General features: G+C 62.6%; 5 protein-coding genes. All 5 read left to right on the top strand.

Annotated elements, in window-relative coordinates:
• Window positions 1–151: 151 nt before the first annotated feature.
• The 5 genes from HMPREF2878_RS07500 (at window position 152) to HMPREF2878_RS07520 (ending at window position 16372) form a co-directional block, all read left to right on the top strand.
• Entirely contained in the window at window positions 152–379 is a 228-nt protein-coding gene (locus tag HMPREF2878_RS07500; RefSeq protein ID WP_011274127.1) for an MbtH family protein, read from the top strand.
• Window positions 380–2197, top strand: coding sequence for an ABC transporter ATP-binding protein (locus HMPREF2878_RS07505; protein WP_011274126.1), 1818 nt, complete (start codon window positions 380–382; stop codon window positions 2195–2197).
• Complete coding sequence (locus tag HMPREF2878_RS07510; protein WP_011274125.1) at window positions 2190–3917, top strand: ABC transporter transmembrane domain-containing protein; 1728 nt, start codon at window positions 2190–2192, stop codon at window positions 3915–3917. The genes HMPREF2878_RS07505 and HMPREF2878_RS07510 overlap by 8 nt, the downstream gene beginning before the upstream one ends.
• Before the next feature lie 79 nt (window positions 3918–3996).
• Window positions 3997–5415, top strand: coding sequence for a lysine N(6)-hydroxylase/L-ornithine N(5)-oxygenase family protein (locus tag HMPREF2878_RS07515; RefSeq protein WP_011274124.1), 1419 nt, complete (start codon window positions 3997–3999; stop codon window positions 5413–5415).
• A 100-nt stretch (window positions 5416–5515) separates the two neighbouring features.
• Window positions 5516–16372, top strand: coding sequence for a non-ribosomal peptide synthetase (locus HMPREF2878_RS07520; protein ID WP_011274123.1), 10857 nt, complete (start codon window positions 5516–5518; stop codon window positions 16370–16372).
• Window positions 16373–16374: the final 2 nt, after the last annotated feature.

The following is a 16374-nucleotide window of genomic DNA, read 5'->3' on the forward strand; positions in this document are numbered from 1 at the left end:
GGCATGCGGACACACTTTTCTTTACTTAACCCTCAAAAGCCGCATATTAGGTTATGCTAAGTTAATTCACGCTTGCTGCACTTGTGCCACCACTTTGGCCAACGCAGCCCATAAACCCGTTATTTCCGCATCATGAGACAAGGAGCGCGTGTTGTCTAGCAACCCGTTTGATGACGAACAGGGCAGCTTCTTCGCCCTTATCAACGACGAGGGACAGTACTCGTTGTGGCCTACGTTCGCCGCCGTGCCAGACGGATGGACCGTGGCTCTGGGAGACCCTTCCCGTGGCGTAGACGGCGGGGTATCGCGGGACGAGGCGATGGAGTTCATCGACCGCGAGTGGACCACCTTGCAACCGGCAGGAAAGTCTCACGCTTAAGTGAGTGCCGTACTTCCCACTGCTTTGCCTGGTGAGTCCGCTGCGGAGATTGGCCGCCTGCTCCGTCGCACCGCAACTCCAGCAATTAGTGCGGTGCTGTTCACTTTCGCCGGTGCCTTGCTCTCTCTGGTGCCCATTTATCTGCTGGCCAGCGTCATCGATGCGGTAGCCGCCGGTGACGGCAAGTCTGGCGTGCTGAAGGTGATTGTGTGGGCTGCCGTGGCGTGTGTTGGTACTGCCGTTGTCGCTGGCCTTGCGGAGGCGCTGACGGGTGTGACGATTGCCCAGGTAGTTGCGAAGTTGCGTGAGCGCGCCGTCGCCGCGGTGCTGAATCTGCCTTCCACCACGGTGGAGTCCCTGGGCCGGGGAGAGGTGCTGGGCCGAGTTGGTGCGGATGTCGCCGCGCTGGTGAGCAGTGCCCGCAAGTCGGTTCCATCGACCCTCAGCGCGCTGGTGATGGTCGTGGTGGCCAGCGCTGGAATAGCGGGGTTGGATTGGCGCCTCGCGTTGGCGGGGCTGTGCGGGATTCCGTTCTATGCGCTGGGGTTGCGATGGTATCTTCCTCGTTCTGCCCCTTTGTATCGACGCCAACGCGAATTAGAAGCCGGTGTCATCGGTTCCTTGCAAGGTTCTATGGAGGGCATTCGTTCGGTTCGTTCGCATCGGCTGGTGGATAGCCGCCAAGGTCTCACCAGGCGCTACGCGCAGGCTTCGCGGGACGAATCAATCGCTGCGTTTCGTGTGTTTTCCGGGCTGGTGGCGCGGGAGAACTTCGCGGAGTTCATGGGGTTGTCAGCCCTGTCTGTCGTAGGCTGGTTGCTCTTCCGCGAAGATGCGGTGACGGTGGGCGAGATCTCGGCAGCGTTGATTCTGTTCCACCGTCAGTTCGTGCCGATCGGCACGATTCTGTTCACCTTTGATGAACTGCAGCGCAGCGGGGCGGCCTTGGGGCGCATCGTGGGACTCATTCGCTCCGCGGGTGCGGATACGCCACAGCCGATTGATGACTACTCCTCGCATCGGCAGAGTCCAGCTGTAGAGGTCAAGGGCCTGAATTATCGGTACGAGGATGGCCCAGAGATCTTGCATGACTTGGCGTTCCACATCCCTGCGGGGTGCACGGTATGCGTGGTCGGCGGATCGGGAGCTGGCAAGTCCACGGTTGCGGAAATTGTCTCTGGAACCCTCGAGATGGCAGAGCCGGGTGTGATCACCGTTGGGGGGTGCGACGTGGTGGGAATGAGTGCGCAAGAAAGAAGCTCGATCTTTTGCGTTGCCTCCCAGGAAAACTACGTCTTCGCGATGAGTTTGCGCGATAATCTCCTGCTGGCAGCCGAAGGTGCCAGCGACGCAGAAATATGGGATGCGCTGCGCCGAACCGGTGCGGAAGATTGGTGCACATCCTTGTCCCATGGCGACAAGCAGGGCTTAGACACAATGCTGGGCGAAGGGGGCCTGCACGTAGATGCGGTGGCGGCACAGCGTCTGGCGCTGGCCAGGGTGGCATTGTCTCGGGCTGGCGTCGTCATTCTTGACGAATCAACGGCCGAAGATGACGGTGACCTCGAGGAAACACAGCAATCACACGAGGCCTTTTCGATGTCCTTGGAGGACGCTGCCCGCGCGGCGATCCGCGGACGGACGGCGATGGTGATTGCGCACCGGCTCAGCCAAGCAACCTCCGCCGATAGCGTGGTGGTGATGGAGCGCGGGCGCGTGGTGGAAACAGGTACGCACGAGGAGCTGGCAGCAAGAAACGGAACATATGCCGATATGTGGACCGCCTGGAATGAGCAGGGGAGGCAGGCGCGTGTCTGACAACAAGGTGGTGACGCTGCGCGGGCTGGTCAGAAAAAATTCTCGCGCGATGGCTCTGAGTGGCTTGTTGCTGAGCATCTACCACGTGGCAGAAGCCATGATTGCGGTGTTACTGGGATGGTTGGCGCACAGTCTTATCGCTAGCGAGAATGTGTGGCACCTGGTGGGTGGAATCGCAGCCTTAGGCGCTACGCTGGCGACGGTGTCTGTGAGCTGGCAGACAGGGTTCCGGATACTGCAGGCTACGTCGGCTCGGAACGTATGTGAATTGCGGGCAGGCATCACCTCGCAGGTGGTGAGCCATGGTGGGCATTCCGACGATGCGGACAGTCTGCCTCGCCAGGAATTGCCCACGGTGGTGGGTGAAGACGTGGTGCAGGCGGTAGACATCATCGAAGTGGTCCCGGTGGGGATCAGTGCGCTGGTGGGAGCCATTTTCTGCACGATTGTTCTGGCGCTGATTGATCTGCCACTGGGAGTGGTGGTGTTGGTGCTCAGCGCGGTGGTGTTGATAGTCCTGCACCGGCTGTCTCAGATCATTGAACGCCGCGCGGAGCGGCAACAAACTCTGCTCGCGCGAGTGACCGCGCGCATGACCGACATTCTGCAGGGGCTGCCGGTGATCTCGGGAGTGGCTGGCGCGCATCCGGCCTACCGTGGATATGCGCGTAAATCTGAAGAGGCGTGTGCGGATGCTCGGAAGCTCGCGTGGGTCAGCGGAGGTTATGAAGCCGTGGCGATGGGCAGCAATGTGCTGTTGCTGAGTGCGGTGGGCCTGTACGCGGGCTATCGAACCATTTCCGGCGATGTGACGTTGGGGGAGTTGGTCACCGTGGTGGCGCTGTCACAATTTATCGCGGAGCCGATGCGGCAGTGCAGCAGAATGCCGCGCTTCATTGGATTGGCGAGGGCTTCCGTTCGGAGGCTGCAGCGCGTGGCGGAAGCTCAGCGGCTGCGTGAGGGGCAGGGCGTGCCATCTGCTCAGATTGGCACGCCTGCCATTTCCATGCGCGGTGGAGACGGTGAGGCCGAAGGAGACGGCGAGGTCGAGGGATCAGAGCAGGCTTCCGTGGCGTTCGCAGAGGGGCGACTGACGGTGGTGCACTGTTCAGCCGCATGGGCAGATGCTCTGGTGGATGCGTTGGTCGCGGGGGAGTCGATGGAGCTTGGCTCCCTGACTAGGCCACAAACTCAACAACTGTGGATCCGGGGGCGCGATATTTGCGAGATCTCGGTAGACGATGTGCGTTCCGCTGTGCTTGCCGAGCCTCGGAAGCCGGCATTGTTTGGGGACACAGTGGGGCAGGCGGTGCTGCGGAGCTCTGGAGAGGGCAGGGCGGAGGATGCAGTAGACATTCTTAACGCCTTAGGGCTCGATGAACTGGCGCCGGGGGCGGCTCATTCAGCCGGGGTATTGGATCACGAGCTGACCGAAGGTGCGCGCAATCTTTCCGGTGGTCAGCGGCAGCGGCTGGGATTGGCACGAGCGCTACTGGCTGAGCCGGAGATGTTGGTGATGGTTGATCCGGTCTCGTCAGTGGATTCAATGACGGGCATGAAAGTGGCGCGTGCGGTGAGAGATATTCGCCGCGGGCGTACCACGGTGGTCCTGTGTGTGGGGAGGGCCTTCCAGTCGGTAGCCGAGGACGTAGTTGATGTGAAGCCTCTAGCTGGGAGTTTGCGGACGCGGGGTGAGCAATTCCCGCTAGGGGGTTGTTGAGCAATAGAAGATAGGTTAGCCTACCCTTTGCATTGCCTACCCTAAGAAGTTGGTTGGCGCATCCTACAGAGAGGCCATAGTGACCATCATCGATCGTCAAGCTCAGACATCCGCAGAGCGCAGTACCCACGAAAATTCCGTCCGCGACATCGTCGGGATCGGCATCGGCCCCGGAAACCTCGGGCTCGCGGTAGCTATCGAAGAGCAAGCTCCAGAACTCGATGCACTCTTTGTGGAAGCCCGCCCGGAATTCAACTGGCACCCAGGCATGCTCCTCGAAGGATCCAACATGCAGATCAGCTTCCTTAAAGACCTGGTTACGGTGCGCAATCCGCAGAGCCGCTTCAGCTTCATCAACTACTTGCATCACAGCGACCGCTTGATTGATTTCATTAACCGCCAAACCTTCACCCCGGAACGCGTGGAATTCGCCGATTACCTCCGATGGATCGCGGATCACATCACCGTGGACACGCAGTACAACACCACCGTGACGTCCATCGAGACGCTTCCGGAACTGGCCGCAGACGGAGCTCGTTTTGTGGTGCACGTCCGCAGGAAGTTAGGAAGCGGTGAGTCCGAAGGGCAGCGAGCTCAGCAGTCGGAGTCCATTCGCTGCCGCAACGTGGTGGTTGCCCGCGGGCTGGAAGCCAAGATGCCTGCGTGGGCAGAGGACAGCTCCTTGGACACCTCGCGCATCTTCCACAACATCGATTTGCTCCCGCGCACCAAGAAGCTGCTGAACAGTGGGTGGGATATCCGCCGAGCTTTGGTGATCGGCGCGGGCCAGTCCGCAGCCGAGGCCATCCGGTACTTCCACGATTGCCCGCATATCGATACCGTCACGGGCAGCTTGAACAGCTACGGCTTCATCCCCGCCGATGACAGCCCCTTCGCCAATCGGGTGTTCGACCCGGAGGCCGTTGATGACTTCTTCCATGCGCCCGATGCGATCCGCAACGAGCTGTTGATCCGCCACCGGTACACCAATTACGCCTGCGTGGAATCTGAGCTCCTCGATGAGCTCCACGACCGTCAGTATCGGGAAAGCGTCACCGGGCGTCAGCGGCTCGATATTCGCCGGACCACGGAGGTGCTCGGTGCGCGTAATTGTTCCGACGGCAGCGTCGACGTGGACATTCGCCACCGAGTAACCGGAGACGTGGTGACAGAAAACTTTGACGTGGTGGTGTGCGCCACGGGCTTCCGATCTCGCGGTCTTGCGGGGATTCACGCTGATAGTCACGGCAGTGAAGAATTCACCGTCACTAGGGATTACGGCGCCGTGCTCAATGGCGAGCGCGTGCCAGGACTCTTCGTGCAGGGAGCAACTGAGGCCACGCATGGACTCGGTTCCACGTTGCTCTCCAACATCGCGACCCGCTCCGGGGAACTGGTGGAGGCCATCACGGGTCAGCAACGCACGCATCGTGCGCCGGCGGATGAAGATCTCCGCTCCGAGCAACATCGGGATTCTTCGCACCTGATCGCAGGCTGATTTTCCCGAGCCGTGCTCCGCTTGAGGTTGGCTGACACCTAGCCCGACGTCCGCCATCCGCGTCTGATTCCCTGTTTCCCCATCAACCGAAAGGCTCTTTGTGCCCACCCGATCGTCTGCTCACACTCCGTTTTCCTCTGGCGATACGCTTGCTTCTCGAGATGGCGGCGCCGTCATCGGTCATGGCCGCAGTGAACAGGATCGGATCGCCCAGCAGCGCATATGGAATGACACGGATCAGGATCGCGATCGCCCGGACCTGATTAGCCTGCTCCTGCAGCATGCGCAGGAGACCCCGGATGCGCTCGCAGTGGTGGATGACCGGCACAGACTGACCTATGCGCAGCTCGTCGCCCATGCAACTGCTGTAGCGCGAAATTTGCGGGAACACGGTATTGACGCTGGTCAGAGTGTGGGAATCTCCCTGCCGCGCAGCGCGGAGATGGTGGTGGGTATCGTCGCCACGTTGCTCGCCGGTGGCAGTTTTGTCCCGCTAGACCCCTCGTGGCCGCAGGCGCGCCGGGAATCCGTCACCCACGATGCCAGCCTGAGCTTCGTACTCACGCCGGACAACTGCGCGCTCACCGAAGACGCGCTATTCGACCTCGATGCCACCCGCGAGCTGTTCACCCCGCCGTCCACGGACAGCGTTGCGTACGTCATCTTTACCTCTGGCAGCACCGGCCGCCCAAAGGGCGCAATGATCCGCCACGGTGCGATCGTGGAGCGCTTGCTCTGGCAGCGCGATCAGATCCTGTTCTTCGGCCGCGATGATGCCTCCCTGTTCAAGGCACCGCTGGCCTTTGATATCTCCATCAATGAGATCTTCCTGCCGCTGGTTTGCGGGGGCCGCGTGGTGGTGGCCGCGCCGGGCGTGGAGCAAGACCCCCAACGCTTGGCCCGCCTCATCCATCGCGAGGGCGTGACGTTTGCGTATCTGGTTTCGAGTGTTCTCGACGTCATGCTCAAACAGGCCGAAGGCACGAATCTATTAGACAGCTTGCGGCATGTCTGGTGTGGCGGAGAGATGCTCACCCAGGCGCTGTTCCGTCGCTTTCGCCAGCAGCTGGCCATCCCGCTGTACCACGGGTACGGGCCAGCGGAAGCTACCATCGGTGTCTCCCACGTCATCTACCGTGACGACGAGGATCGCCTCAACACGAGCATCGGTGTGGCCAATCCCAACTGTCGGCTCTATGTGCTCGATGAGCACCTGCGGGTGGTTCCAGACCAAGAAATTGGTGAACTCTATGTGGCCGGATTCCTGCTGGCCAAGGGGTATATCAATGCCCCAGGACTCACGGCCAGCCGCTTTGTTGCGGATGTGTTTGCGTCGGACGGAACCCGGATGTACCGCACGGGAGACCTGGTGCGCCGGCACAACGACGGCTCGCTGGAATTCGTGGGGCGGGCCGATAATCAGGTGAAAATCCGTGGCATGCGTCTGGAGTTGGAGGACGTGGAATCTGCGCTGGTGGGACACCCAGATGTGGAGGCGGCGAGCGTGATTGCTCGGGAGGGGCGACTGCTGGGCTACGTGACGGTGACTGCGGGCCTCGTGGGTGCTGCGATCCGTAGTTGGTGTGCCGAGGTACTGCCCGAATACATGGTGCCCGCGATTATCACCGTCATGGATGAGTTGCCGCGGACGGCCAACGGAAAAGTGGATCGGAAGGCACTGCCGGAACCTGATTGGAGCTCGCTCACTGATGCCCCGGCCGATGCTGAACGTGACGGGGAAACCGTTGCTCTGCTCGCGGAGGCAATGGCTGAAGCATTGGGGGTTAGCGCGGTGGGTGCGGAGACGGACTTCTTCGATATCGGTGGCGATAGCCTGCGGGCCATCACCCTGGTCTCGGCTCTGGGACGGCGCGGGGTGGAGGTGAGTGTGGGAGATATTTTCTCTGCGCGCACTCCACAGCAACTGGCTCGGTGCGCCGAAGAGCGCGGAACCTTCGTGCAGGATCCAGACGATGAACCAACCGGTGAGGTGCAGTCGCTGCCGATTCTGCGCTGGTTCGATTCCATTACTGATCACGTGGACGGCTTCATTCAGTCCGTGGAGTTTTCAGTTCCAGAAGATGTGGATGCGCAGCTGGCCGGGCGAATGGTGGCTGACGTGCTGCAGGCGCACCCTGCACTGCGGGCCCGTGTGCAGCGGAATCCCTTGCGGCTGGAACTCCCGGAGGAATCTGCCGAAGAAGCGGTGGCGATCCACCCCACCACGGACATCGCTGCGCTTTCTGAACTGCTGGATCCGGCAGTCGGAGTGGTGGTAGCGGCTGGGCTGGTGCCCGGAAGATTGCGCCTTGTGGTGCATCACCTGGTGGTCGATGGCGTGTCATGGAACATTATCGGCGAGGACCTCGCCGCGGCGTATCGCGGGGAACAGCTCGCGCCGGAGCGGACGTCCCTGCGCCGATGGACGCAGCTGCTGCAACAGGCCGTTGATACTGGCGAATTCGCGGAGGATGCCAATAGTTCCCTGCCCCCATTGCCGAGTGCAGATGAACCTCTGCGGGACCCGCAGGTGCCAGCGCTTGCTGATAGTCCCGAGAAAGCGCCCACAGTCCGTGAGGAGCGCAGCGTGGTACATGAGGCATCAGTGCAGATCACGGACGAATTACTGGGTGCGGTGCCCCACGCTTTCCGCACGGGGGCGAATTCCGTATTGCTTACGGCATTGAGCGTGGCGTTGGCGCGTTGGCGTCGAAACAAACAAACATGGACCCTGGTGGAGATGGAGGGGCACGGCCGCGAAACCCGATTCGTACCCGGGCCACAGGGCAGGGAAGCAGACCTTTCACGCACGGTGGGCTGGTTCACCTGCCTATATCCCATGCTGATCGACCCCACCCGGGCGGCAGTGCAGGAGGCCTCCACAGAGGTCGAGGGCAGCATCGCCCCGCTAGCGCTGGCACTCAACGCAGTGAAAGACCAGCTCGCGGCCATCCCCGGCAACGGCGTTCCTTACCAGGCCCACACCTGGTTGCATCAGTCCGCGAAGACCCCTCCGCAGGCACAGGTGCTGTTCAACTACTTGGGGCGCGTATCCGCAGGAGCACAAGATTTCGCTCCCGCGGGTTCCACCGGCCAACTCGGCGAGCAACGCGACCCGGACCAGCCGTTGGTCCGCGAGCTGGAGTTCAACGCGATCGCCGAAGACACCGGCGAGGGATACGTCCTGCGCACCACGATCTCCTGGGCGCGCGGCAGGATCTCCCCCGAACGGATCGACGAATTGGTCGCGCACTGGGATGTGGCATTGCGCGAGGTGGCAGCGCTTGCCGATCACGGCGTGTTGTCCGTGGGCGACGTTGCCCCCGCACCCGTGAACTCTGCGGACCTGGCACGAATCACTGCGCAGAGCTCCGCGGAGCTGCAGGACGTGCTGCCGCTGACCCCGCTGCAGCACGGCATGTACTTCCACTCGCTATTCGAGGAATCGGCCAGCTCGTATGTGGAGCAACAGGTCTTGCGGGTGGAATGCAGCGAACCGTTTGACCGGGAGCGATTCGCCCGCGCTGCGCGTAATTTGATCCGACGCCACCCCGCACTGAGCACCCGCCCTTGGGAAACTGACGGTGGCGATGTGGTTGCCGTGATTGATCCGGGGATTGCCGAGCATTTGCGGGTGGACTTTCGGGACGTGACGGTGCCTGCCGAGTTGGCTGGGCCTGGATTAGACGGGTGGCTCGTGCAGCGTACGGAAGAGATTGCCGCTGATGACCTCTCGCGGGGAATCTCCTTGCAGCCGCCCGGTGATGCCGCGCCCGAGCCGCTCATGCGATGGACCGTTGTGCTCCCGACCAGTGTCGATGGTGCGGTGTGTGGCCAGGACATCGCCGTGATCCAGACGGTGCATCACCTGATCGCCGACGGATGGTCCGTGCCCATCATGCTGCGGGATCTCCTGGAGATCTACCGGGATGACGATGCCCGAATCCCGCGCTACGACCCGGACGCCGGAATGGCCGGCAGCGTGCGATGGGTGGCGCGCAGAGACGCGGAAGCCGATATGTCCGTCTGGCGCGAGGAAATGCGCGAGGTACGCCCCACGGTGCTGTGCCCTAATCCTTCGAGTTCGCTCGAGCGCCGGGAGTTGCTGGTAGACGATCCGCGGACTGTTGGCTTGTCTGAGCGTGCTCGGGCAGCGGGTGTGGGCCTGCCGGATGTGGTGCACGCGGCGTGGGGGCTGGTCCTTCGCACCTTGGTGGGCTGCGAACCTGGGGCTGACGTGGTGTTTGCCACTTCCGTTTCCGGCCGTGACATTCCCGTTCTTGGCGTGGCCGATGCCGTGGGCATGCAGCTCAACACCATCCCGGTGGTCGCGCCGGGGCAATCTGATCCCACCCTGCCGGTGACCAGCATGCTGCACGCCATGGTCCATCACAACAATCAGGTCCGCGATGTGCAGCACGTCAGCCTGGCTGATATTGCCCGCGACCTGGGAACCAACGCCAGCGAACTGCTGGATACGTTGATGGTGGTGGAGGTGCCGCTATCTCCACAGGACGTGGGCTGCCCCGGCTCGCCACTACAGGTTGCTGACGTGCGCAACAATGGCGCGCCGCACTTTCCCCTGTCCGTCGTGGTCAACCCTTCCGCTGAGCACCCACTGCGCCTGATCTACGATCCGCAGCGAATCACCGAGGTACGTGCCGAAAGGATCGCGCAGATGCTCGCGGTGAGTGTGGATTCTTTGCTGTCTGAATCCGGTGCGGTGGCGACCGTGGGTGAGGTTGCAGAGGCGTTGGGTGCGGTATCTGGTGTGGACACGCTTCCTTCTTTGTGGCGACGCAGCTTCGAGCACTCCCGCGACCGGCCCGCCCTGACCAGCATCGGAGAAGACGGTGCTGCGGAGCATTGGACCTACGAAGAACTAGACGACGCCGCTCAGCGTATACGCGCTGTGCTGGACCGGAAGGTTGCCATCCACACCCCGAGAGTAGCCCTGCTCATGGAGCGCGATGCGTGGCAGGTTGCGGCCATTCTGGCGACCACGATGTCCGCCGGCACCTACGTTCCCGTGGATCCGTTGTCCCCGCAAGCGCGGGTGGAATTGATCCTGGAGGATTGCCAGCCCGATGCCGTGCTGGTGTCTCCCAGCGCGGAAAAAATGGTCTCTGAGCTGGTAGATTGTCCCGTCCTCGTGGTCAGTGAACAGACGATGAGCGGGGAAGCGAAGCCGCCTGCGGGCCGGTCGGCAAGCGTGGCCCGTGCCAATGACATCGCCTACGTGATCTACACCTCCGGCTCCACAGGGCGGCCGAAGGGCGTGGCCGTCACACACGCCAACGTGACCGCGATGCTGGGCAATGCTCGCAGCCACGTGGAGTTTTCGCAGGAGGACGTGTGGTCGATCAGCCACAGCTTCGCCTTTGACTTTTCGGTGTGGGAGATGTGGGCAGCGCTGAGCTCCGGCGGGCGTGCCGTGGTGATGCCGTATGCGCTGATGCGCTCGCCCGAGGATGCCGCAGAGGTGTTGCGTGCCGAAGCCATCACGGTGCTGAGCCAGACCCCAACCGCCTTTGCCGCGTTGGAGCCGCACCTCGGGCAGGACTCTGCGGTGCGCACGGTGATCTTCGGCGGCGAGGCCTTGGAGGCCCGCGCGGAGGCTGCCTACTGCAGTGCTCATCCGAATGTTCGGTTTATCAACATGTATGGCATCACGGAGACGACAGTGCACGTCACAGCACACGAATGCTCCGAGAATGCAGGGGAGGCCCGCAGCCCGATCGGCCGCCCGATGGACGGGTTGCGTACCTATGTTCTGGACGCGCAATTACAGCCGGTGCAGCCTGGAGAGACCGGCATGATGTACGTTGCCGGGCCGCAGGTCACCGCGGGTTATTGGGGGCTTGCTTCTACCACGGCCTCCCGCTTCGTGGCCGATCCTTTCGTTGGCGGCGGCGCGCGGATGTACTGCAGCAATGACATGGCAAAGGTGCTGAACAACGGTCATCTGGATTACGTGGGCCGCGCCGATAGGCAGGTGCAGCTGCGCGGTTATCGCGTGGAGCTGGGGGAGATCGAGAGCGCGCTGGAGAAGGTCAGCGGTGTGCGGGAGGCCACCGTGGTGGTCGTCGATCTGCCCGAAGGCCAGGTGCCGGGTGCGTTGTTGATTACGGATTCTCGTGCCGACGCAAAGGCGATCACCTCCCGAGCTGCCGCAGCGGCCCGAGACGCGCTCCCTGCCTACATGGTTCCGCAGCTATTCGCGGTGAGTACGCAGGTGCCGCAGACCATCAATGGCAAGCGGGATGAGCGCGCGATCCTGGACCTTCTGGGTGAGATTCCTGCTGCTCAGCAGGCTTCGGGCACCTCGGATCTGGTGGAGGCGATCTCGCAGGCAATTGCTGATGCACTTCGCTTGGACCGCGCCGAGGTGGAGCCGGACTCGGACTTCTTCCGCTTAGGTGGAGACAGTATTCTTGCCATCCGCGTTACTCACGCGCTGGCGCGCGCTGATCTCAACGTGACTCCGCGGGACTTCTTCTTGGGCCGCACGCCACGCAAGATTGCCGAGCGGGTCACGCCGCAGGCCACCCAGCAGAAAATCCAGGAAACAAGGCAGAGCCAGGAAGAAGCCCTGCCCAAGGACGGGCACCAGGAGATCTCGGGGGCTTTCCCCATCCCGGCGATGCTGCGCAGGCAGATGGAAAGAGGCATGAGCGACCGCTTTGTGCAGGCGCGCCGCTTGGATCTGGGGCCAGTCGCTGTGGAGGACTTGGAACAGGCCCTGCAGCAGGTAGCGCAGGCACATCCGATGCTTCGTACGCGCGTGGACACCAGTTCTGCGTTCGCGCACTTTGTTGGTGCCGAGGGAGACGGCCCTATGGTTGTGCGGGCTTTGGACGTGGATGCATTGATCGATCACATCGATATTGCTGCTGGTCGTAGCGTGGTGCTCGGGTGTGTGGATGGGTACGTCAAGGCCGTTGCTCATCACGCGGTGATCGATAGCGCCAGTTGGATGATTCTGGAAGACGATCTGCGCGATGCGCTCGCAGGGCGCAGGATTCTCTCCGGGCAGGCGAGCTACAAGGATCTTTGCCTGCAAGAACTGCACGATGCTCACACCGCAGCAGCTCAGGATGCCCTGCACTGGAGTGAACTGGCTACGCTGCCACGGCCCGTCGAGGACTCGAACCAGTGGAGTACGGATCATGTGAGCACGCTCGAAGTGAACATTGACGGACAGACCGCGCAGGTCCTGCAGAGCGTTGCACCCGACGTGATGGGTGTGGACGTTCAGGACCTCGTGGCAGGACTGGTGACCGTCGCGGTGGCTCGAACAATGGGCACGGACGCGCGGAGCTGGGCCGTGGACGTAGAAGGCCACGGACGTCCGGCTGATCATTCCTATGGTCGAACCCTCGGATGGTTTACCACCATCGCGCCGGTGGAAATCCCGTTGGCTGATCCAGCGGATGCAGCACGTGCCGCAGCGGAAATGCGCGCGCTCCACGAGGACGGCACAGCCCCGGACCGCCGCACTTATCAGGCACTGCGATACACACACCCGCAAGGGCAGCGAACCCTGGCCCATGGGGCACAGATCCTGGTCAACTACCTCGGACGGGGAGAGACTGGCGCTGTCCTCCACGCGCCGGGCGATGCCGCCTGCCAGTGGACGGATTACCTGGTGGAGGCCGATGTGTGGTCTAGCGAGCGGGCCGTAAGCATGGAGCTGTCCGTGGTGAATGCGGTGATTTCCGCCGAGCGTTTGCGCAGCGCCATCGGCGAGGTTGCTCGCGAGTTGCAGGAGCACGTCAGCCGCGAGCAATCCTCAGGACGCCGCGCTCCGCTGAGCGTGCTGCAGCGCGGAATCTGGTTCCAGTCACAGGTGGCAGCACCGGGTGCCTACGTTGCACAGACTGCGTTGACGTTTGACCGGAGACTGGATGCCGAGGCCGTGGTGGAAGCCTTCCGGGACACAGTGACCGTGCATCCAGCCATGGGCGCGGAGTTCCACACCGATGCTTCCGGCCAACCCGTGCAGAACTTGCCGTGGAGTGGACAGGGCATTGACCTCCCCGTCGAGACCACCGAAGGGGATCTCGAGGCGATCATGCACGCTGATCGCAGCGCGGGCATCGATCTCGCATCCGTGCCGCTGGCGAAGGCAACCATCGTCACCGGCCGAAGTGACGGACAGCCTGGCGACACGCTGCTTCTTACCTACCACCTGGTTCTGGTCGATGGTTGGTCGCGTGCAGTGATGCTGCAAACCTTCCTCGAGAGGCTGACGTTGAGGTCCGGCCAGGCCCGCACGCAGGGTGCGGGAGAGTTGGTTCCTCGCGGTTGTTCTATTGCTGACGCCCTGCTCGAGTCCGTTGACACTCGCAAAGAGCAGGCAGATAGCGACTATTGGGTACATCGCCTAGAGACGTTGTCTCAGCCCACGCTCGTTGCCCCGCAGGCCGCGGATATCTCTTCAGAGCACGCTGGTAGCGAGTTGCCTCGCCAGGTGTTTGCCGAGGTCAGCGAGCAGCTGACCGGCGCACTGCAGGAAAAGATCCGGGCGCAGGCCGTGACGTTGACCTCCGTGGTCAACGCAGCCGTGGCCGTGGCCTTGGGTGCTGTCACAGGGGATTCGGATGTGGTGTTTGGTCAGTCTGTCAGTGGCCGCGATGCCTTGAGCGACCCCGCCATGTCTGATGTGGTGGGAGTGCTGCTCAACACAGTGCCAGTGCGAGTGACAGCTCGGCCCGGCCAGAGCATAGAAGAACTGGTCCAGGATGTTTATCGCCAGCGCATCGAGGATATGGACCACGATTCCGCGGACCTCGGCGCCATCCAGCGGCAGCTGGGGGTAGGCACGCTGTTCGATTCCATGGTGGTGGTGCAGAACTTCCTCGATCCGCAGGCAGCAGCGGAACTTCGGGAACGCCACGGGGTTGTGGAGGAGCGCGCGGAAGATTCCACGCACTTCCCTCTGACCTGGGTATTCACTCCGGGGCCGAAGCTGGGCATCAAGCTGGAATTCCGCCACGACGTGGTGGACGAGTCCCTCGCACATTCCGTGCTCAAGGCCGCGACCGAAGTCCTGACCGCGTTTGTGGACACACCAGAGGTCCCGCTCGCTCAGCTGGCCCAGTTGGCGCCAGCCCGAGCGGAGGATTCTTCCCCGCAAAGCACGACGGAGCAGATGGCTTCCTGGCAGAAGGCCGAAGGCATTGACCGCACCATTGCGGATGAGCTCAAGGACACCGCCCAGCGCTTCCCAGATCGCATCGCGCTAGCGGATGACGCACAGCAGTGGACGTTCGGTGAGCTGATTGCTCGCTGTTCCGACATTGCGGAAAAGATCAAGAATTGCGGCGTGACCAGCGGCGATACTGTCGCCATTGCGGTGGAGCGCTCCGCGCATTCGGTGGTGGCTCTGCTGGGAGCCCTGTGGGCAGGGGTGCGCTACGCGCCGCTTGATCTGACGCACCCCGATGGGCGGCTCCGGGTCCTCGTGGAGGACAGCCAGCCCGCAGCCGCGCTGGTGGACTCGAGTTCTCGGGAGCGCATGGAGCGGATCGGTGCGCTTCCTTGCGTCGACGTCACCACTGCCGATTCCCACGCCACCACCCACACGCCTGCGGCGGTGCCCGGGGACGATGCCTACCTGATGTACACCTCCGGATCGACCGGCAAGCCCAAGGGCGTGGTGATCAAGCATCGCGGGCTGCACAACATGCTGGACAATCACCGGCGCAAGATCTTCGCCCCAGCTGCTGCCGATGGGCGGACGTTGCGGATCGCGCATGCCATCAGCTTCGCCTTCGATATGTCGTGGGAAGAGCTGTTTTGGCTGGTGGAAGGCCACGAGGTGCGGATCTTCTCCGAGGATTTGCGACGCGATGCTGCGGCCATGGTTGAGGCCATTCGCGCGCATCAGGTGGATGTCATCAACGTCACCCCGACCGTTGCCGAGCAGCTGCTCGCGGAGGGGATGCTGGAATCCGGCGCGCATCGCCCGCGGCTGGTGCTCTTGGGCGGCGAGGCTGTCTCGCACGGCGTGTGGGAGACCTTGCGAAAGGCCGATGACGTGCGCGGATACAACCTCTATGGACCCACCGAGTACACCATCAACGCCCTGGGTGCTGGCACGGATGAGAGCGCCACGCCCGTGATCGGAATGCCGGTGGATCGCACGGCGGCGTTCGTTTTGGACCCGTGGTTGCGCCCCGTTCCTACAGGAGCGCCGGGTGAGCTCTACCTCGCGGGCAGCGGCTTAGCGCAGGAGTATCATGGGCTCGCGGCGCGCACCGCCAGCTCCATGGTCGCCTGCCCGTGGGGCGCCCCGGGTGAGCGGATGTATCGCACGGGAGACATCGTCCGCGTGCGTGCGGATGGCATGTTCGAGTACCTCGGACGCAGCGACGATCAGGTGAAAATTCGTGGTCACCGCGTGGATCCCGGCGACGTCTCGGCCGCCGTGTCCCGCGGCGTTGATCCCCGCATCCTCCACTGCGTGACCGTTCCTGTTCGTATATCCGACGCCACACTCCTGGCCTGTCACCTCGTGGCCCCACAACTGCGCGATGCGGACCAGGGGGAGCGGCAGAGTTTCCTGACTGGCGTGCGTAATGCATTGCGCGAGGAACTGCCCAGCTACATGATCCCGGATCGATGGTCGATCGTGGATGAGTTGCCGGTGACGTCGAATGGAAAGACCGACCTTGCTGCACTGGGTGAGGGAGAAAGGATCACGGAGAAGGGCCGCGAACCGGCGAACGAAACCGAGGAGATCACGGCGGAGCTGTTTGCCGAATCGCTAGATATTGAGCCCGAGGACGTGCCGGTGGATGCTGATTACTTTGACATGGGTGGGCACTCCATGGCGGTCATCAAGCTCTGCGCACTGCTGCGTGGAGAGCTGGGAGTGGAGGTTGGCGTGCGCGAATTCTACGGTCTGCGGACAGTCGAGCGCGTGGCGGAGTTTGTGGAGGCGCGCTCGTAGAT

This window comes from Corynebacterium sp. HMSC065H09, assembly GCF_001812845.1.
GTDB classification, from domain to species: Bacteria; Actinomycetota; Actinomycetes; order Mycobacteriales; family Mycobacteriaceae; genus Corynebacterium; species Corynebacterium jeikeium_D.